Genomic DNA, 19867 nt, shown 5'->3' with positions numbered 1-19867 from the left:
GAGGCGCGTGGGACTGTGTGCGGTGCGAGGTTGGCCCAGACGACGCTCAGGTGGCCGGTGCGGTAGAGGGCGGGGCCGTCGTCCCCCGGACCACGAGGTGTGGAGCGACCACCTGTTCCCTGGTACCGGTGTCGCGACCGTCCAGGCGCGCGATGGCCCGGTCCACGGCGAGGTGGGCGAGGCGGGGGATGTCCTGCCCGACGGTGGTGAGGTCGATATGGGCCAGGCGGGCCAGATGGCTGTCGTCGAAGCCGACGACGGAGATGGCGCCCGGGACGGGAATGCCGCTGCGGAGGAAGACATCGAGGACACCGGTCGCGCAGCGGTCGTTGAAGGCGAGGACCGCGGTGGGGCGCGGGTGGGAGGCGGCGAGAACCTGGGCGGCCTCGGCGCCCTCTGCCTCGGTGAGGCCCCCGGGCACGACGCGGATGTGCTCGGTGAGACCGTGGCGGTTCATGGCGGTGCGGTAGCCGCGTCGCCGGTCGGCTGCGCCGGGTGCCTTGCCGCCGTCGATGTGGGCGATGGCGCGGTGGCCCAGCGCCACGAGGTGGTCGACCGCCTGGCGGGCGCCCTTGTCGTCGGCGGTCCGTACGACCTCCAGGCCGGGGACGGGTGGCCGCAGGTGGCGGGCCACAGAGACAACCGGCAATTGCCCGGCGAGCTCCGTCAGCCGTGAGGCGGGGGTCTGTGGGCCTAGCAGGATCAGCGCCTCGCAGCGGTCGTCGAGCAGGGTTTCGACGGCACGCTGCTCACCCCGTCCGGCGGTCACGGCGCTCAGCGCGATCTGGTATCCGGCTGGTTCGGCGGTGGCGTAGATGCCCTCCACCAGGTCGGCGTGGAACGGATGCTGGAGGCCGAACTGCACGCCGAGCAGGTGGGAGCGGTGGCTGCGCAGCAGTCTCGCCCGGGCGTCCGGGCGGTAGCCGATCTCCCGCGCGGCCTCCAGGACACGCTCGCGGGTGGCGGCGCTGGCCCCCTTCGCCCCGCGCATCACGATGGAGGCCAGCGCGGTGGACACACCTGCCCGCGTCGCCAGGTCGGCGAGCGTCGGCCGCTTCCCGTCCGGGACCGCCGGGGTCGCAGGCATCCTGTCCTCTCCTGGTCGGTCTCGTCTGCTGGAGACCGATTGTAGAACGTTCCATGTGGGCGTTGCTTCAGGAGGGGGCTCGGCAACGGCACGGTGACGTGAGAGGTACGACCCTGGCGGCGGCCGCTTGGGCTGGAGACGGCGCCGCCGAGGCGGCGTGCGTGTGCTCGGTGCTACGGCCGCACTGTCACCGGGCTCTCCCTGACGTCACCCACGGTGACCGCACCGCCTGTGGCGATCGAACCGATCGCGGCGAGGGCGATGCCCAGCGCGGCCCGAGCGTCCTCGCCGGTCACCGACGGAGCACGCTTGTCCCGGACGCTGTCAGTGAACTCGGCCAGTTCGGCAACGTAGGCCGCGTGGAAGAGATCCTGGTCGTAGCTGACGCACTCGGCGGCTGCGCCAGCCGCACCGTAGGACGTGAGGTGGTTGCTGCGCAGGTCACCCAGGGTGAGCATGCCGGTCGAGCCCTTGACCTCACCGCGGACGTCATAGCCGTACACCGCCTGGAAGTTGGCCTCCGCCGTGGCGATGGCGCCGTTGTCGAAGCGGATCGTCACCACGGCCGTGTCGAGCAGTCCGTGGTCCTTGAAGTCGGGCCGGATCAGGGCGTCGGCCATGGCGAAGACCTCGACGGGCTCTGAGCCGGGGTTGAGGTAGCGCAGGGCGTCGAAGTCGTGGATGAGCGTCTCCAGGAAGATCGTCCATGGCGGGATGCGCGACGGGTCGTGCAGTTTGGGGTCCCGGGTGAGGGAACGCAGCAGCTGCGGGGTACCGATGTCACCGGCGGTGATCTTCTCGTGGGCGGCGCGGAAGCCGACGTCGAAGCGGCGGTTGAAGCCCACCTGGAGCGCCACGCCCGCCTCATGTGCGGCGGTGATGGCGCGGTCGGCTTCGTCGAGGGTGATGGCCATCGGCTTCTCGCAGAAGACCGACTTGCCGGCGCGTGCTGCGGCCTCGATGAGTCCGGCGTGGGTGCGGGCGGGCGTGACGATCACGACCGCCTCGATCTCGGGGTCGTCGAGCAGGTCACCGATCTCCGTGTACGTCTTGGGGCAGCCGAGACGATCGGCCAGAGCCTTCGCGGCCCCGGGTGCGGGATCGGCAATGGCGGCCAGCCGTACACCGGGGAGGCGGCGGGCCAGGGTCTCGGCGTGGAAGGAGCCCATGCGTCCGGCGCCGATGAGGCCGACCGCGAGGGACTGGGGGGAGGTCATGGCACATACTCCGTGATCTACGTCGTGGCTTCGGTGGTGGCGGCTGCCGTGGTGCGCGGACGCGAGGGCGGGCAGATATCCCGCGGCCGCTCCTGTCAGACGGTGAAGGCGGCCCGGAAGCGCTCCAGAGCGGCCTCGCTGTCGCTGGAGGCCCATGCCTCCATGGCGACGGTGCCGTCGTAGCCGATGTCTGCGAGGGTGCGGGCGATGGCCGGGTAGTTGATCTCTCCCGTGCCGGGTTCGCAGCGGCCCGGCACGTCCGCCACCTGGATCTCACCGATGAGTCCCGCGCCGTGGGCGCGGCGCACCAGCTCGATCAGATTCCCCTCGCCGATCTGGGCGTGGTACAGGTCCAGGTTCATGCGCAGACCGGGCCGGTTCACGGCGGCAACCAGCGCCAGGGTGTCGGCAGCCTTCGCGAAGGGCACCCCGGGGTGATCGACGGCGGTGTTGAGATTCTCGAGGGTGAAGGTGACCCCGGCGTTCTCGCCGAGCTCGGCGATCCGTGTGAGTGTGCGGTGCGCGGCCATCCACATCGCGCCGGTGGGCTCCCCGGGTACCGGCACCACGGGCAGCCCCTGGCCGTCCAGACCGGTTCCGTGGAGGTTCAGGCGCGTGCAGCCCAGGTGCTCGGCCGCCTTGAGTGACTCCTCGGCCGTGCGCAACAGTTCGGCGGCGCCGTCGTCATCGGTGAGGCTGCCGCTCACGTACCCCGTCATCGAGACGATCTCGGCGGACGAGCGGGCGAGGGCATCGAGATCGTGGTTCGTCCAGTCCCAGATCTCGACCTGGAAGCCGGCCTCGTGGATACGCCGCGCCCGCTCCTCGATCGGAAGGTCGCGGAAGACCATCTCCGCACAGACCGCTAGTGCGTACATCGTGGTTCTCCTCATCTCCGGACGGCCGGGAACTAGAACGTTCTATATGCTCTGACCAGTACGCCAGTCACCATGAGCCGCTGTCAAGTGTCCGGTGGCCATGAAGCCTGTAACGTTCTAGAAATCTCGCGCGGAAGCCGTGAGTACCGCATAGAAGCCCGCCACGGCGCGTCAACTGCGCCGGGGGTCTCCATGCGCCGGCCACCGCGCGAGCCGGTGGCTTGGTTACTTGGGGGCTCTGCTCGGCTGCTCGTCGGCAGGGAGCGTCAGCCTCGGGCGTCGGGTGCCGGTCAGGCCGCAGGTGGCCAGGTGCTCGCGCGTGCTGACGGCGATGGGCAGCGGTACCTCGGGTGCGCAGGGGTAGAGGTCTTGTTCGACGATGACGAATAGCTCGGCGTCGAGTGTGGTGAGTGCGGTGACGATGTCGGCGGGGTTGGGGACGCCGGCGGGCGGGGAGACGCAGACGCCGCGTTTGACGGCCTCGCCGAAGGAGAGGTTTTCGGCGGCGACCTGGGCCAGGACGGCGGGGTCCATCTGTTTGATGTGGACGTAGCCGACGCGTTCGCCGAAGCGGCGGATGAGGTCGAGGTTGTCGCCGCCGCCGTAGGCGACGTGGCCGGTGTCCAGGCAGAGGTTGGTGTAGCGGGGGTCGGACTCGTTCAGCAGCCGTTCGATCTCGGGCTGGGTCTGGATGTGGCTGTCGGCGTGCGGATGGATGACGAGGCGTACGTCGTACTCGTCGAGCAGCAGCTTGCCGAGCCGGTCGGCGGCCTTGCCGAAGCCCGCCCACTGTTCGGCGGTCAGCTCGGGCGGCTCGGTGAACGCGCCCGTCTTCTCGTCCCGGTACATGGGCGGGATGAAGACGAGGTGGTGGGCGTCGGCGGCGGCGGTCAGGCCGGCGATCTGCCGGACGTGGGCGAGCATGTCGTCCCAGGCCTCGGGGCGGTGCAGCGCACCGAAGACGGTGCCGCCGGAGACCTGCAGGCCGCGGGCGTCGAGTTCGTCCTTGAGGCGCTGCGGGTCGGTGGGGAGGTAGCCGTAGGGGCCGAGCTCCAGCCACTCGTAGCCGGCCTGGGCGAGTTCGTCGAGGAAGCGGGTGTACGGCACCTGGTGCTCGTCCTCGGGGAACCAGACGCCCCACGAGTCGGGGGCCGAGCCCAGGCAGAGGTTGCCCGCAGTGGTGCGGAAGGGGGGTGGCGCCGTTGCCATGGTGTGTCCTTCGGAGAGCGGCACGGAAACTCAGTTGGAGGTGGGGAAGTTGAAGCCCGCGCTGACCTGCTGCTTGGGCTGGGGCCAGCGAGTGGTGACGACCTTGGGGCGGGTGTAGAAGCGGATGCCTTCGGGGCCGTGGATGGGGGAGTCGCCGATGAGGGAGTCCTTCCAACCGCCGAAGGAGTAGTAGGACATCGGCACGGGCACCGGCACGTTGATGCCGATCATGCCTACCTTGATGTTGCGCTGGAAGCGGCGGGCAGCTTCACCGGAGGCGGTGAACAGGGCGGTGCCGTTGCCGTAGGGGTTGGCGTTGATGACGTTGATCGCCTCGTCCAGGGTCTCGACTCGGAGGATCGCCAGCACCGGGCCGAAGAGTTCCTCCTTGTACGCCGCCATCTCGGTGGTGACGTGGTCCAGGAGGGAGGGGCCGGTGAAGAAGCCCTCGGCGTAGGCGGGGTCGTCGAGCTTGAGACCGCGGCCGTCGACGACGACGGTGGCGCCCTGCGTGGCGGCGACGCCGACCGCGCTCTCGACGCGCTCCTGGGCGGCCTTGGTGACCAGCGGCCCCATCTCGGTGCCGGGCTGGTCACCGGGGCCGACCTTCACCTCGCGGGCCTTGCGCTCCAGCACCTGCACGAGTCCGTCGGCGGCGTCGCCGACGGCGACGGCGACGGAGACGGCCATGCAGCGCTCGCCGGCGGAGCCGTAGGCGCCGGCGGTGATGTGGTTGGCGGCGAATTCGAGGTCGGCGTCGGGCAGGACGACGGCGTGGTTCTTGGCGCCGCCGAGGGCCTGGACGCGCTTGCCGTGCGCGGTGGCCTGTTCGTGCACGTACTTGGCGATCGGAGTCGACCCGACGAAGGAGACGGCCTCGATGTCGGGGTGGGTGAGGATCGCGTCGACCGCGTCCTTGCCACCGTGCACCACGTTGAAGACACCGTCGGGCAGGCCGGCCTTCTTGTACAGCTCTGCGACGAAGTTCGCGGCCGACGGGTCGCGCTCACTCGGCTTCAGGATGAAGGTGTTGCCGGTGGCGATGGCCATGGGGTGCATCCACAGCGGCACCATCGCGGGGAAGTTGAACGGGGTGATGCCGGCGACGACGCCGAGGGGTTGGCGGAAGTTGTGCACATCCACGCCACGCGAGACCTGGTCGGAGAAGGAACCCTTGAGGATGTCGCCGAGGCCGCAGGCGAACTCGACGACCTCGCGGCCCCGGGTGATCTCGCCGCGGGCGTCGTCGACGGTCTTGCCGTGCTCGGCGGAGATGATCCGGCCCAGCTCCTCCTCGTGCTCGAGGAGCAGCTGGCGGAAGGCGAACATCACCTGCGTGCGCTGGGTGAGCGACGATTCCGACCAGGTCTCGAAGGCAGCAGACGCAGCCTGGACGGCAGCGTCCACGTCGGCCGCGCCGCCGAGGACGACCTGGGCCTGCTCGGCGCCGGTGGCCGGATTGAAGACCGGCTGGGTGGCGGTGGCGGTGGCGGTGCCCTGGACGGGAGCGCCGTTGATCCAGTGCTGGATGGTGGTCACTGTGCGGGTTTCCTTTGCGGGTACGGGAGTTACAGGTAGTGCCGCTGGGCGCGCTTGTTCGCGGAGTACGTCTCGTGTGCGGTGCGGGTGCTCTCCAGGGCGGAGACTTCGCTGACCGGGACGTCCCACCAGCCGTGGCCGGGCGGGTTGGGGCCGTAGAGATCGGTTTCGACGTGCACGACGGTGGTGCGGGTGGCGGCCTTGGCCTTCTCCATCGCCGCCCGGAACTCCTCCACCGAAGTGGCGTGCAGGACGTCCGCGCCGAGGGAGGAGGCGTTGGCGGCGAGGTCGACCGGGAGGACGTCGCCGTCGAGGAGGCCCGAATCGCCGTCGCGGAAGCGGTACTTGGTGCCGAAGCGCTGGCTGCCGAGTGACTCCGACAGCGAACCGATCGACGCGAAGCCGTGGTTCTGGACAAGCACGATGATGACCTTCAGTCCCTCGGAGACCATGGTGACGATCTCCTGGGCCATCATCAGATACGAGCCGTCGCCGACCAGCACGACGACCTCGCGGGTCGGGTCGGCCATCTTGGCACCGGCACCGGCGGCGACCTCATATCCCATGCAGGAATAGGCGTATTCGACGTGGTAAGCCTTAGGGTCTCTGGCGCGCCACAGCTGCTGCAGGTCGCCGGGCATGGAGCCGGCCGCGTTGATGACCACGGCCCGGTCGTCAAGGACCTCGTTCAGGGCGCCGAGGATCTGCGTCTGGGCGGGCAGATCACCGGTGTTCCGCTCGGGAGCAAAGCACTCGTCCTCGATCTGCCGCGTCCGGGCGATCAGCTGGCGGATGTGACGGCGGTAGGTCTTTTCGACCTCCCAGCCGTCCAGCGCTCCGGCGAGGGCCTGGATGCCGAGCCGGGCGTCGGCGACCAACGGCTCCGCCGAGTGTTTGACGGCGTCCAGGCGGGCCACGTTGAGGTTGACGAAGGTGACGTCCGGATTGCCGAAGACGGTGTGGCTGGCGGTGGTGAAGTCGGAGTAGCGGGTGCCGATGCCGAGCACCACGTCCGCCTCGCGGGCGAGTTGGTTGGCGGCATACGAGCCGGTGGAGCCGATGCCGCCGGCGGCGTAGGGGTGATCCCAGGGGACGGCGCCCTTGCCGGCGTGGGTGTCGGCGACCGGGATCCCGGTGGCTTCGGCGAACGCGCGCAGCACGGTCTCGGCGCTGGAGTACACGGCCCCGCCGCCCGCCACGATCAGCGGCTTGCGGGCATTGCGCAGCAGACGGGCGGCCCGCTCGACGGCGGCCGCCTCCGGCACCGGGCGGCCCACGTGCCACACCCGCCGCCGGAAGAACGACACCGGCCAGTCGTATGCCTCGGCCTGCACGTCCTGCGGCAACGCGAGGGTGACGGCACCTGTCTCGACCGGGTCGGTCAGCACCCGCATGGCCGCAAGGGCGGCCGGGATGAGCTGCTCGGGCCGCGAGATGCGGTCGAAGTACTTGGATACGGCGCGGAAGGCGTCGTTGACGGTGACGTCCCCGCCGCGGGTGTCCTCCAGCTGTTGCAGCACCGGGTCGGCGGCGCGGGTAGCGAACATGTCAGAGGGCAGCAGCAGGACCGGCAGCCGGTTGGTGGTGGCCAGCGCCGCGCCGGTGATCATGTTGGTGGAGCCAGGGCCGGTGGAGGCGGTGCAGGCGAAGGTGGCCAGCCGGTCGCGCAACTTGGCGTAGGCCACCGAGGCGTGGACCATGCCCTGCTCGTTGCGGGCGAGGTAGTAGGGCAGGTCGGCCTCGCCGGTCGTGGCCGCTTGCAGCAGCGCCTGGCCGATGCCGGCCACGTTGCCGTGCCCGAAGATGCCCCACACCCCGGGGATGAGGCGCTGCTCCTGGCCGTCGCGCTCGCTGTACTGGTTCGCCAGGAAACGCACCAGGGCCTGAGCGGTGGTCAGTCTGATCGTGTTCATCAGTGGTTCTCCTCGGCCGCGAACGGCAGCCGGTCATCGATGTCCTGGGCGTCCCAGGTCGAACGCACCCAGCCATGGGCGGGGTCGTCACAGATCAGCCAGGCACGGTCTGGGCCGGGGCCGGCCATGACGTTGAGGTAGTACAGGTCGTAGCCGGGCGCGGCGATGGACGGCCCGTGCCAGCCGTGCGGGATCAGCACCGTGTCCCCGGAACGCACCTCGGCCAGCACGTCGATCGGCCGCTCGGCGCTCCCGTACACCCGCTGGTAGCCGAAGCCGTTCTCGCCGCCGGAAACCTCGAAGTAATAGATCTCCTCCAGCTCCGACTCCTGGCCGGGCCGGGCCTGGTCGTGCTTGTGCGGCGGATACGACGACCAGTTGCCGCCGGGTGTGAGGACCTCGCAGACCAGCAGCTGCTCGGCCTCGAAGGTGCCCGGCAGGCAGTAGTTGTTCACCTGCCTTGAGCAGGCCCCGGCACCGCGCAGCTCCACCGGCACGTTCTCCTTGGACCCGTACCGGGCGGAGAGTGAGCTCCGCCCGGTACGGGCGCTGGGCAGTGCGAACCGGCCGCCGGCCGCACTGCTGATCAGGGCCTCCGACTCGCGGGGGAGGTAGGCGAAGTCGGTGACCGAGGCGAACACGCCTGTCCGACCGGTGAGTTCGAAGACGCTGCCGTCCGTGGTGACGGTGCAGGAGCCCGTCAGCGGCAGGACCAGGAACTCGGAGTCGCCGGTGGACACGGCGTGTGCCTCGCCCGGCTTGAGGGTCAGGATCCTCAGGCCGGAGTATCCCCAGCCCGCCGACTCCGGCGTGACCAGGAGGTCATAGGGGCCATCGGAAGAAGTCCCCGCCGGCAGGTGGTACTTACTCACAGCAGGCTCACCGCCTTGTCCACCGCACCGGCGACGTCACCGTTCGAGGGGTAGAGCAGAGACCGGCCCACGACGAGCCCCTGCGCGGTCGGCTGCTGCAACGCCTTGCCCCATGAGGCGAAGGCCGCATCCGCGTCCTTGACCTCGCCGCCCAGCAGCAGCGCCGGGAGGGTGGAAGAGGCCAGCACCCGTCCCATGTCCTCCACCACCGGAAGCTTGAGCCAGGTGTAGGCGGTACGCCGGCCGAGCCCCGAGGCGATGGTGACGGACTTGACGACGGCATCGGTGGACAGATCGTTGCGGATCTTCCCGTCCTGCCAGGCGGACAGGAACGGCTCGACCATCGCGATGAGCTGACGGTCATTCAGCTCATCGATCGCTCGGGCACTGTTCTCCAGGACGGCCGGTGTGGCGGGGTCGCCCAGCGCGATACGGGTGAGCATCTTGCCGCCGTCGAAGCCCATCGCGGCGATCGTGGCGGCGTCGTAGCCGGTGAACCGGTCATCGATCTCGAACACCGACCCGGCCAGGCCCGCCCGGTTCATGGAGCCGAAGACGCTCTTACCGTCCAGCACGCCGAGCAGCAGCAGGTCCTCGAGGATGTCCGCGGTTCCCAGGACACCGGTCACCCCGGGCCGTTCCAGCGCGATGCACAGGCGCTCCAGCAGTTCGAACCGGTCCGCCATCGCATTCGGGTCCCCGCCGACGCCGTTGGCGCCGCGGGCAGGGTGGTCGGCGGCGATGATCATCGCCTTGCCGTGCTCGCCGAGCAGGGAGGGAGCCTTCACCCGGCGCGCAGCGGCGGCCGCGACGGCGCCGGGGTCGCCCACCCGGGCGTTCACGATCCGGCTCACATTCTCGGACAGCACGTCGTCACACCTCTTGCTGGGAGTCGTTGGTGGATGTTCCGGCCGCCTCGCCGAGCTTGGCGTCGACCTCGGCCTCGGTCGGCATCGCGTCGGAGCAGGAAAGTCGGCTCGCGACAATGGCGCCGGCGGCGTTGGCGAAGATCACGGTGCGGCGGGTGTCCCAGCCCGACAGCAGGCCGTGGCACAGCGCGCCGCCGAAGGCGTCTCCGGCGCCGAGCCCGTTGACGACCTCCACCGGAACCGGTGGGATCTCGGCGGTAGAACCGTCCCGGTCCATGGCCAGGACTCCCTTGGGGCCCTGCTTGACTATGGCCAGCTCCACTCCGGCGGCCAGTAGCGCCTCCGCCGCCGCATACGGCTCACGCTCGCCGGTGGCCACCTCGCACTCGTCAAGGTTGCCCACAGCAACCGTCGTGTGCCGCAGGGCCTGCGCGTAGAACTCGCGCGCCTGGTTCGGGTTGGCCCAAAACATCGGCCGCCAGTCCAGGTCGAAGACCGTCGTCCCCGCCTTGGCCCGGTGAGCGAGGGCGGCCAGCGTGGCCGAGCGGCTCGGCTCCTCGCTGAGCCCGGTACCTGTCACCCAGAGGACCGCCGCGTCCCGGACTGCCCCCAGGTCCAGCTCACCAGCGGTGATGTCCAGGTCGGGGGCCTTCGGGAGCCGGTAGAAGTACAGCGGGAAGTCATCCGGTGGGAAGATCTCGCAGAAGGTCACCGGCGTCGGTGCGATGTCCGACGTACCGACGAACCGGCTGTCGACGCCGTAACTCTCCAGTGCCTGCCGGACGAAGTCCCCGAACGGGTCCGTGCCCGTCTTTGTGATCACAGCCGAGGAGTGCCCGTACCGGGTCGCGGCCACCGCCACATTGGTCGGGCTACCCCCGAGATACTTGCCGAACGAGGTGACCTCCGCCAGCCCCACGCCGGTCTGAAGTGGATAGACATCCACTCCCACGCGGCCAATGGTCAGCACTTCGAACGGCATAACACTGATTTCCCTTCGCTCCGGAGACTCCGGGGGTGGAGAGGTGGACTTGGCGTCTCAGTTGGTTGCGCCCATCGGTGGCGGAGACGTGTGGGCGGGGCCGGCCGCCACGGTTATCAGGAGGCGGCTTCCTTGGTGACTACTGCTACGGGTGCGGTGAGGTCGGCCTCTTCGGGGAGTTCCTCGACGTCGACGCCGCGTACCTGGGACAACTCGTGCTTGAGTGCGGCGAGTTCGGCGCCGCCGGCCATGTGGTTGGTCAGCTCCTCGAGCGTGATCTGGCTGCGCTCGGCGGAGAGTTCCATGGTGCCCAGGCGCAGCACGCTGAAGTGGTCGCCCACCATGTAGGCGTGGTGGGGGTTGTGGGTGATGAAGATGACGCCGAGCCCGCGGTCGCGGGCGGCGGCCACGTACTTGAGGACGACGCCGGACTGTTTGACGCCCAGGGCGGCGGTGGGTTCGTCCAGGATCAGGACGCGGGCGCCGAAGTAGACGGCGCGGGCGATGGCCACGCACTGGCGCTGGCCGCCGGAGAGGGTGCCGATGGGCTGTTCGAGGTCGTCCAGGACGATGCCCATCTCGCGCAGCTCGTGGTCGGCGGTCTTCTTCATCTGCTCGATGTCCAGGCGCCGCAACGGCCAGGGGCCCTTGGTCACCTCGGAGCCGAGGAAGAAGTTGCGCCACACCGGCATCAGCGGGACCACGGCCAGGTCCTGGTAGACGGTGGCGATGCCCTTGTCCAACGCCTCACGAGGGGTGGTGAAGCGGACCGGGGCGCCGTCAACGAGGAACTCGCCCTCGGTGTGCTGGTGCAGCCCGGAGATGATCTTGATGAGGGTGGACTTGCCGGCGCCGTTGTCGCCGAGCACGCAGGTGACCTGGCCGGGATGCACCGTCAGGCTCACGCCGTGCAGGGCACGGATGTTGCCGTACGCCTTGCCCGCGTTGCACAGTTCGACGACCGGGGAGTTCTTCTCGGGGGCCCTGTCCGCGAGGACAGTGCCGTGGGTGCCGGTTTCGTTGGTTGTCATTCGGGTCACCTCCGGGTCGCTGTGCGCTGGACCCACAGATTGATCAGGACAGCGCCGAGGAGCATCACGCCGAGGAAGGCCTTGAACCAGTCGGGGTTCCAGCCGGCGTAGACGATGCCCTGCTGCACCATGCCGAACATGAACGCGCCGAAGACCGGGCCGATTGCGGAACCAGAGCCGCCGGTCAGCAGGCAGCCGCCGATCACCGCGCCGGAGATGAAGATCAGCTCGATGCCGACGCCCTCGCCGGACTGCACGGTGTTGAACGAGAACAGTTGGTGCATGCCGACGAACCAGGCGCCGACGCCGACCAACATGAACAGCGAGATCTTCGTGAAGGCGACCGGGACGCCGACCGCGCGGGCCGACTCCTTGTTGCCGCCGACCGCGAAGATCCAGTTGCCGTACTTGGTGCGCAGCAGCACCCAGGTGGCGGTCGCCGCGAACAGCAGCCACCAGAAGACTGTGATCTTCACCTGGACGCCGCCAATGTCGAAGCTGGAGGCGAAGACCTTCCTGGCCTGGTCGAAGCCGTCCATCGTGCTGATGTCGTCGGTGGCGACGTTGCCGGTGACCAGCTTGGTCACCGCGAGGTTGACCCCTTGCAGGATCAGAAAGCTGCCCAGGGTGACCAGGAAGCTCGGCAGTCCGGTCTTAACGACCATCCAGCCGTTGAAGAAGCCGATCGCCAGCGACACGATCAGGGCGGCGATGACGCCGACCCAGACGTTCATGCTCAGCTGGTAGGCGGTCATGCTCGCGGTCAGCGCCGAGGTGATCACTCCGACGCCGGCCGACAGGTCGAACTCGCCGCCGATCATCAGCAGTGCCACCGGGACGGTCACGATGCCCAGGGTGGAGGACTGGTAGAGGATGTTCGCCATCGAGCTGGCGTCGCGCACCGGCGGCGCCGCGATCAGGAAGAACACGTAGACGGCCACGGCACCGAGGAAGACGCCCACGTCGGGGCGGGCCAACAGCCTTACGATCATGGACCGTTCGGCGGTGCGCCCGTCGGTGTCCTTGGGGCCGGGGGCCGGCGGTGTGGTCACCGCCGGCTCGGCGTGCTGGGTCATGCTCGTCACCGGGTTCCCTTTGCGGCGAAGGCGGCGACCTTGTCGACGTTGGACTTGTCGACGAAGGCCGGGCCGGTCAGCACGGGCTGCTCACCGCCGCCGCTGTAGTTGCCGTTGTTCTTGTAGAGCCACAGCGCGTCGACGGCCAGGTAGCCCTGGAGGTAGGGCTGCTGGTCGACGGCGAACTGGATGGAGTTCTTCTGGATGGCCTTGATGAGGTCCTTGTTGAGGTCGAAGGTGGCGACCTTCGCCTTGCTGCCAGCGTCTGAGACCGACTGCGTGGCGGTCAGCGCGATCGGCGCGGCAAGCGTGACCACCTCGTCGATGGACTTGTCTGCCGAGAGCTTGGCGGTGATCGTCGACTTCACCGACGGCATGTCGGTTCCGTTGACGTAGAGGACGTCGGTCTTGCCGGAGAAGGTCTTCTTCACGCCGTCGCAGCGCTGGGTCAGGGCGACGTTGCCCTGTTCCTGGACGACGCAGACGGCGTGCTTGGCGCCGATGTCATTGAGCTTCTTGCCGAACGCCTCGCCCGCCACGGTCTCGTCCTGGCCGAAGTACTCCAGGAGGCCCAGACTCTTCCACTGGCTCAGGCCGGCGTTGAGGCCGGTCACGGGTATGCCGGCCTGCTCCGCCTTGGCCAGGACGGACTTCATGGCGTCCGGCTTGGCCAGCGTGACGGCAATGCCGTCGACCTTCTGGTCGATCGCGTTCTGCACCAGGTTGGCCTGGTTGCCCGCGTTGGGGTCGGCGGAGTAGACGAGCTTGATGTTGTCCTTGGCCGCGGCGGCCTCGGCGCCCTTGCGGACGGTGTCCCAGAAGGTGTCGCCGGGGGCCTGGTGGGTGACCAGCGCGACGGTCATGCGGGGCGTGGTGGCCTTGCCCGCCGACGCGCCGTTCGCGGTCTCCTCGGACTTCTTGCCCCCTGAGCTGCTGGAGCAGCCGGTGGCGAGAAGAGCACCGGTGAGAACGGTGGCGGCCAGTGCGGCGGCTCTGTGGTGTCTGTGCATGTCCCTTGCACCTCGCTGTGCTGATCAGGGTGGGAATGGGGTTCCGGCCTCGGGAGGCCCGCGCCCGGCCGAGTGGCGCGGGCGAGCGGTTGATGAGAACGCCGTGTGCGGCGGAAGGTGTCGTCTGCGGCAGCCAATGGGTGTGTGCGGCTCGGCAGCGTCTAGAACGTGCTACTAGTACGTTCTAGATGCCCGTACTATTGGACGCCCCGCTGGCGATGTCAAGAGGTTTGTCAGGACGTATCGACAACATGGACTGCCTGGCCACCGACGTGATCTCGAGGATGTCGGGCGTTCGCTCCTCTTCTTGCCGCTCGATCCCGACAGCAGCCGCGACGTCATCACCGACGCCATCAAGTCCCACATCGCCACGGCGAGCCGGCCCCAAGCGGTTGCCGGTTCTGGGCCATGAGGAGGCAGACGTCGTCGGCCGTCTGGGGGACGGCGTGCCGGAATGCGGTGGTGATGCTGGAAGACGTCGACCATGTCTCCGTCTTCGCCGTCCGGCTGGTCGCTGCCCGAGCCGATGCGCGCCGTACCGGTCAGCGACTCCACGCTGCCTGCGGGGTGGGCGGCGCAACCCAAGTGGGACGGCTACCGGGCGCTGGCCGGCCGGTGGGCCGACGGTCGTGTCGCCGTTCGCAGCCGTCACGGCAGCGACCTGGCCGACGCGTTCCCGGAGATCGAGGAGGCCGTGCGGCGGCTGCCGGACGATACGGCCGTCGACTGCGAGCTCATCGTGTGGGAGGCGGGCCGGCTCGCATTCGAGCGTCTCCAACAACGAATGCACCGCCGCGGTGCGGCCACGGCCCGCGCGGCGACCGAGTGGCCGGCGCACCTGGTCGCGTTCGACCGTCTGCGCCTGCACGGCCGGGACCTGGCCGGGCGCCCCTTCAGTGAACGGTACGCCGCGCTGGAGGCGTTGTTCCTCAAGGAGGGGCTGGCGGCGCCGTGGTCGCTGTGCCCGACCACGACCGACCCCGAGCAGGCGGCTACGTGGCTTGCCGACTACACAGCCGTCAGGATCGAGGGCTTGGTGTTCCGGCCGCTGGCAAGCAGGTACGTGGCGGGCGGGCGGGGGTGGACCAAGTACAAGGCACGGCACACCGTGGAGGCGATCGTGGGTGCGGTCACCGGCAGTCTGCGGGCGCCCACCACGGCGTTGTTGGGCCGCTACGACGAGAGCGGGAGTCTGCGGTACACCGGCCGCACCACCACGCTGGGCGCGGCCGTCCGGCACGCCCTCGCCGACCAGCTGCACGCCGGAGACGCCGACCACCCATGGACAGGGCGCACCTTCAGCGTCGGGTGGGGCTCGCGGGAGCAGCTGCCGGTGCGCCTGGTCGCGCCCGACGTCGTCGCCGAAGTCGCCGTGGACGTCGCCCGGGACAGCGCCGGATGCTGGCGCCACCCGCATCCGTACCGACATGGGACCAGACGAGGTGCCGTTGTTCGGGGCGGCTGTCTAGCCCCGGACTTCGCGGTTCACCGTTTCAGGTCTGCGGCCAGCGGGTTTGTCCGATGTCGGTGTCGAGGAGGTCGAGAAGGTGGAGTTGGACGCCGCGGGTGATCTGGACGGTGGGCGGGTCGGTGACGTTGCCGATCCGCAGGGTGAGTTCGCCGAGGTGGTAGAAGATCATGCGGCCGGTGGGGCGGACGCGGCGGTTGTCGGGGTAGAGGCCGCTCATGGTCTGCTCGGGGCCGAGTGCCCGTCTGACCTGCCGCTCGATCAGGCAGAAGACCAGCAGGGCCAGGCAGATGACCTGAATCAGGGCGGCGACGCGCCGGTTGTGCTGCACGAAGACTGGCGCGACCGCGAGCGGGCCCTTGAAGTCGTGGTATCTGCGCTCGACCGCCCCCTGGCCCTTGTAGTGGATCAGGGCCTGTCCAGCGTCCGCCTGGTCGGCGGGGACGGACGTCAGCAGTGCGTACCAGCCGTCGACAGCAGCTTCGGCCTTCAGCACGTCGGTGTCGAAGTGCCAGGCCAGGACCGGGGTGCCGTCCTCGTTATCGGTGACGGCCCAGCGCAGACAGGAGGTGACACGGCGCTTGGCGGCGATGACACCGATCCGGGCGACGATCTTCTCCCGGGTCTTGTAGTGGCGTCCGCCGGCTGCGGTGGTGAGCTTGTTCAGGTCCTGGGCGGCCTTGGCCAGGCGTCTGTCCCGGGCGGCTTGCTGGCCGGCGGCGTTCGCGGTGGAGTGGACCAGGATCCGTCGCACGGTGAGGTGAGGATCGCTCTTGCGGGGCCCGGTCAGGGTGTGGGTGTCCTCCAGCACGCGGTAGGTCTCACGCCGCTCGGTGGGCTTGCCCGCCTCCCGGTCCGGCGTCCAGTCCACGACGGTGGCCTGCGCGAGATCCAGAGCGGCATAGACCTCGTCCTTGACCTGCACGGCCGGGGCCGGGGCGATGAACTCAACCCCGGCCGCCAGCAGGGCACCGACGTTGGAGTAGGACACCAGCTTGGAGTCGGCGACCATCAGGAAGCCGCGCTCACCGGCCATGGCCCGCAGGTCCTTCATCGCGCCGACGACCTGGCTGACCTCGGCCGCACCACCGCCGAAGACCCGGGCATGGAGCGGGATGCCGCCGTCGGCCGACACCGCGAGTCCGGCCTGGACCTGCTTCAGATCGAAGCGCCGGTCCTTGGGATGCCCGTAGCCGATGACGGGGAAGTCCTCGTCCTGACCCTCAACCGGGAAGGCCCCGTGCACGGACATGCTGGTCATGTCCCAGTGCATCCGGGCCACATCGATCCCGAACTCACCGATCGCCCGTGCCCCGACCGTGCCCGCGATGTGCTCCAGGTGCGGAGCGATCGCATCCAGCGCCCGGGCCAGACGATCATCGTTGAGCAGACCGGGCTCGATCCCGAAGACCTCTTCCACCGCCCAGCACCTGGCCCAGTCCTCCACCCGCACCAGCGGCGCGGGCGAAGTCAGCCGGTTGGCCACCAACGCCTCGATCACCTGCCCGTGCGTCACCAGCGCACTCGCGCCACCAGGACATACCTCGTCGACGATCCCGGCGACATCCAGCCGGCGCAGAAACTCGGCAGCGACAGGCAGAGCGCCCAGACGCTTCTCCACCACGGACGTCACCGCCACTTCAAGACGCTGACGCTGACGGACAGACCGTGGCCGCGGGGACCGGGAAGTCATCGACACACCCGGCCTAACGCCGCCACCCCGGCCCGGGACACCCCCGGGCCGGTCACACCATACGAATCAGCGACCCGCGAAATACGGGTCTAGCGGGTCAGTCGGCAGGTGTTCCAGTTGCGTCCCGCGGACCAGGGCGCCGCTGTGTTCCAGAGTGCGCGCACACCTGCGCACTCGGGGCTGAGTCTCTCCGCTCAGCGCCGCCGAAGAGACTCAGTCGTCTGCGACAGATCGGGGTGCAAACGGCCCGCCAGAACATCTGGGCTGCGCCCGTACGCGGCCTGCACGGCCGTGATCGCCTCCTCGTAGGTGTCCGTGTGCGTGTCGATCGTCAGCTGCACGCCCTCCTCTCCCCCGGTGTCCGGCCCGGCCCCGGGTCCGCTCGTGGTGTCCTGGGGGGGCGAGCGGGGCGAGTCCGAGGACGGAGCGGCGGAAGTCGCGGCCGGCGGCGCGTACGTCTTCTGCTCCGTCCCACTCCGTGCGGTACTCCATGTCAGGGAGTTGGCGGAAGCACACCAGGCGTTCGGCGACCTCGGCAACGTCTTCCGGTCTCGGGAAGACGGTGCGGAAGGGGGCGACGGTGTAGTGGAGGACGTCCTGAGAGTTGATGCCGGTCAGGGCGTAGAACCAGCCCAGGCGCTCTTTCCAGTGCAGGCGGATCCCGCGCTGACCGCGGGTGCGGCTCATGTCCCAGGTGAGCCACATGTAGGTGGTGAAGCCGCGTCCCCGGGTGGTGGCGTCGGCCCGCACGGAACCCGGCGGGATACCGCGTACGGTCAGGGCGTCGTCGACGGCCCGCACATACGGCCAGTGCGGCAGACCCTGAGGGCTGCCCTCCCATCCCGGCGGCTCAAGCAGCATCCGAGTCTGGCTCCACCGAGGCAACCTCACCCACCACGGCCACGACTCCGCAGGCCGTGGTGCGTGAGGGTGGCAGTGCCGTGAGAAGGGCGAAGGAGCAACCTCTCCTCAGCTTCGACGGGCCCGGGTTCAGGTAGCCGGCGACTTGCCGAGGTCGTGACCTCCGGCGGACCCTTTTGCGTACACGTAGTCCTCCCCGGGGAGGGTTTTCCCAAAGCACACCGACCACGAGTTCGCCGCGACCCCCGTGGTAGACGAGCACGACCAGCTTTTCACGTAGCGACCATCTGACCAGTTGTACATGTGCGCCGCTGCCGAGGTGTGGTAGACGCTGTCTCGGTTGTTACGCACGATCACCGCCACCTGGGATGAGCCCCAAGACTCTGACCTGACCGCGCAGACCTGCGCGCCCACGCTGGTATCGATCTGTACGGTGCTGGCGCAAGCCCAGTAACTGGGGCTGTTGGTGATCGGGTTTGTGTTGCCGTAAAGCGCCCAGGCGCCGATGTCGGCTGAAGCAGGCCCGGCGGTCGCAATGCCCAGCCCGACAGCAGCAGTGACGAGAGCTGTCGATCCCGCGATCATTCGCGCAACTCGCATGTAGTTCCCTTCCGGTTCACTCACGCCTATTGCGGCAAGACCAACACGCCATATTGGAAGGCGTGCCTCATCAGTCTGGGAGTCCTTCCCGCGCCGCGCACCTATAACTTTCCAGGGTGAAAGGCGAGAGCATGGAGGCCATGGAGTCGCAGAACATCCGGCCCGGCCACCTCACAGCCCACCAGACCGCGTAGCAGCTCGGCATCACCCTCGGCGGCGTCCGCCTCCTCGTCCACCGCGGCCAACTGCACCGCTCGGGCGGCACACCCCGACAGCCCTGGTACGCCGTCCAGGACGTCGCCACCCTCGCCGCCAAACGGTCCGCACGCACCGCCGCTTGACCGCAGGTCAGACAGCGTGTAACGATCTCGGTGAACAACTGTGTCCCTCCCCTCGTAGCGTGAAGACCGTGACTGCAGGGGAAGTTGGGAGTCATGGCGGAGAAGCGACGGAAGTTCGATCCGGAGTTCCGTGAGGGAGCTGTACGGATCGTGACGGAGACCGGCAAGACGGTCGCCGAGGTCGCCAGGGACCTGGGCATCAACGAGACCACACTGGCCAGCTGGGTCTCCCGGGCCCGTCGGGCCGGGACGGCGCCGACTGGCGAGAGCGACGAGCTGGAGCGGCTGCGGCGAGAGAACGCCCAGCTCAAGCGGGACAACAAGGAACTGGTCATGGAGCGTGATGTCCTCAAACGCTGCATGGTCCTGTGGGTGAAGTAGCCGTGGCGGACCCGTCCCAAGTGGTCGGGGTGATCAGCGACTTCAGGACCGAGCACGGCATTCCGCAGCGCGTCTCGTGCCGCGCTCTGGGCGTGAGCGAGTCGTGGTTCTACAAGCACCGCACCCACCAGACCACCGCGCGGCAGATACGCCACCTGCGGCTGGTGCAGGCGGTGACGGAGGAGTTCACCGACTCCGGCGGCACCTACGGCTCGCCGAAGATCTGGATCACGCTGGTCCGCAAGGGCTGGCGCGTCTCGGTGAACACCATCGCGAAGATCATGGCCGAGCTCGGCCTGGCGGGCCGCACCGTCCGCAGACGGCGAGGGCTGACCCGGCCCGGCAAACGGCCGGCGAGCCCGGACTTCGTGCGCCGTGACTTCACCGCGGAGGCCCCCGACCTCGTGTGGTGCGGGGACATGACGGAGATCGACACCGGCGAGGGCAAGCTGTATCTGGCCACCGTCATCGACCTGTTCTCCCGCCGCCTGCTCGGATATGCGATGGGTGCCCGCCACGACGCCGACCTGGTCGTTGCCGCTCTGCACATGGCCGCCTCGACTCGCGGCGGGGACGTCCGTGGAGTGATCTTCCACAGCGATCGCGGGAGCGAGGGTGAATTCAACTGGTCGTCGCAACACTTTGATCTCGGAGGTGTGCGACGTGGCCACGGCGGACTGGAGTTTGAAGACCAGCGATGTTCCGGAGGGTCGGCGTCGGCAGTGGCGCGCTGATCGTGCGTTGCGGCCGGCGATGCGTTCGCCGGGGCGGCCTGATCCGTCTCGAGTCGTGCAGCGCCAGTTCTGGCGGCTGATCGCCACGGGGGTCACGACGGTGGAG

At 69.0% G+C, this 19867-nt stretch carries 18 protein-coding genes; 3 read left to right on the top strand and 15 right to left on the bottom strand.

The window, feature by feature from the left end:
- Positions 1-46 precede the first annotated feature (46 nt).
- The 12 genes from OHU89_RS50990 to OHU89_RS50935 form a co-directional block, all read right to left on the bottom strand.
- Positions 47-1087 (bottom strand): LacI family DNA-binding transcriptional regulator, encoded by a 1041-nt coding sequence (locus tag OHU89_RS50990; protein ID WP_405653727.1) that lies wholly within the window; start codon positions 1085-1087, stop codon positions 47-49.
- A 173-nt stretch (positions 1088-1260) separates the two neighbouring features.
- Entirely contained in the window at positions 1261-2304 is a 1044-nt protein-coding gene (locus OHU89_RS50985) for a Gfo/Idh/MocA family oxidoreductase (protein WP_405653724.1), read from the bottom strand.
- 95 nt (positions 2305-2399) lie between these two features.
- Positions 2400-3182, bottom strand: a complete 783-nt coding sequence (locus OHU89_RS50980; RefSeq protein WP_405522439.1) for a TIM barrel protein — start codon at positions 3180-3182, stop codon at positions 2400-2402.
- Positions 3183-3407: 225 nt separating this feature from the next.
- The gene (locus tag OHU89_RS50975; RefSeq protein WP_405653722.1) at positions 3408-4391 is read right to left on the bottom strand and encodes a TIM barrel protein; all 984 of its coding nucleotides are present in this window, start codon (positions 4389-4391) and stop codon (positions 3408-3410) included.
- 30 nt (positions 4392-4421) lie between these two features.
- A complete protein-coding gene (locus tag OHU89_RS50970; protein ID WP_405653720.1) occupies positions 4422-5930 on the bottom strand; it encodes a CoA-acylating methylmalonate-semialdehyde dehydrogenase in 1509 nt (502 codons plus the stop codon).
- Positions 5931-5959: 29 nt separating this feature from the next.
- On the bottom strand, positions 5960-7843 hold the full coding sequence (iolD, locus tag OHU89_RS50965) for a 3D-(3,5/4)-trihydroxycyclohexane-1,2-dione acylhydrolase (decyclizing) (protein ID WP_405653718.1): 1884 nt from the start codon (positions 7841-7843) through the stop codon (positions 5960-5962).
- The gene (gene iolB / locus OHU89_RS50960) at positions 7843-8715 is read right to left on the bottom strand and encodes a 5-deoxy-glucuronate isomerase (protein WP_405653717.1); all 873 of its coding nucleotides are present in this window, start codon (positions 8713-8715) and stop codon (positions 7843-7845) included. Before iolB ends, iolD begins: the two co-directional genes overlap by 1 nt.
- Positions 8712-9584: an aldolase gene (locus OHU89_RS50955; RefSeq protein WP_266965894.1), complete on the bottom strand. Its 873-nt coding sequence runs from the start codon at positions 9582-9584 to the stop codon at positions 8712-8714. Before OHU89_RS50955 ends, iolB begins: the two co-directional genes overlap by 4 nt.
- Before the next feature lie 4 nt (positions 9585-9588).
- Positions 9589-10566, bottom strand: coding sequence for a 5-dehydro-2-deoxygluconokinase (gene iolC / locus OHU89_RS50950; RefSeq protein ID WP_405653714.1), 978 nt, complete (start codon positions 10564-10566; stop codon positions 9589-9591).
- Between the two features lie 116 nt (positions 10567-10682).
- On the bottom strand, positions 10683-11597 hold the full coding sequence (locus OHU89_RS50945) for an ATP-binding cassette domain-containing protein (protein ID WP_405653712.1): 915 nt from the start codon (positions 11595-11597) through the stop codon (positions 10683-10685).
- 5 nt (positions 11598-11602) lie between these two features.
- Positions 11603-12673 carry an ABC transporter permease gene (locus OHU89_RS50940; RefSeq protein ID WP_405653710.1) on the bottom strand — a complete coding sequence of 357 codons (1071 nt, stop codon included), beginning with the start codon at positions 12671-12673 and terminating at the stop codon, positions 11603-11605.
- A 5-nt stretch (positions 12674-12678) separates the two neighbouring features.
- On the bottom strand, positions 12679-13683 hold the full coding sequence (locus OHU89_RS50935) for a substrate-binding domain-containing protein (RefSeq protein WP_405653707.1): 1005 nt from the start codon (positions 13681-13683) through the stop codon (positions 12679-12681).
- A gap of 484 nt (positions 13684-14167) precedes the next feature.
- On the opposite strand from OHU89_RS50935, the gene OHU89_RS50930 reads away from it, so the two are divergent.
- The gene (locus OHU89_RS50930) at positions 14168-15253 is read left to right on the top strand and encodes an ATP-dependent DNA ligase (RefSeq protein WP_405653705.1); all 1086 of its coding nucleotides are present in this window, start codon (positions 14168-14170) and stop codon (positions 15251-15253) included.
- Here the strand turns inward: OHU89_RS50930 and OHU89_RS50925 are convergent.
- The 3 genes from OHU89_RS50925 to OHU89_RS50915 form a co-directional block, all read right to left on the bottom strand.
- Complete coding sequence (locus tag OHU89_RS50925) at positions 15177-16790, bottom strand: IS1634 family transposase (RefSeq protein WP_405638699.1); 1614 nt, start codon at positions 16788-16790, stop codon at positions 15177-15179. The two genes, OHU89_RS50930 and OHU89_RS50925, sit on opposite strands and share 77 nt — an antisense overlap.
- Positions 16791-17057: 267 nt before the next feature.
- Complete coding sequence (locus tag OHU89_RS50920) at positions 17058-17705, bottom strand: DUF6292 family protein (protein WP_405653702.1); 648 nt, start codon at positions 17703-17705, stop codon at positions 17058-17060.
- Positions 17706-17834: 129 nt separating this feature from the next.
- The gene (locus OHU89_RS50915; RefSeq protein ID WP_361497337.1) at positions 17835-18329 is read right to left on the bottom strand and encodes a hypothetical protein; all 495 of its coding nucleotides are present in this window, start codon (positions 18327-18329) and stop codon (positions 17835-17837) included.
- A gap of 410 nt (positions 18330-18739) precedes the next feature.
- Here OHU89_RS50915 and OHU89_RS50910 point away from each other — a divergent pair, with 410 nt between their 5' ends.
- Together OHU89_RS50910 and OHU89_RS50905 are read left to right on the top strand one after the other, a co-directional pair.
- A complete protein-coding gene (locus OHU89_RS50910; protein ID WP_405653699.1) occupies positions 18740-19027 on the top strand; it encodes a transposase in 288 nt (95 codons plus the stop codon).
- A gap of 2 nt (positions 19028-19029) precedes the next feature.
- Positions 19030-19761, top strand: a complete 732-nt coding sequence (locus OHU89_RS50905) for an IS3 family transposase (RefSeq protein WP_405653696.1) — start codon at positions 19030-19032, stop codon at positions 19759-19761.
- Positions 19762-19867: the final 106 nt, after the last annotated feature.

Source organism: Streptomyces sp. NBC_00019, assembly GCF_045041015.1.
Taxonomy (GTDB): Bacteria; Actinomycetota; Actinomycetes; order Streptomycetales; family Streptomycetaceae; genus Streptomyces.
This window is presented reverse-complemented; position numbering and strand designations above follow the sequence as displayed.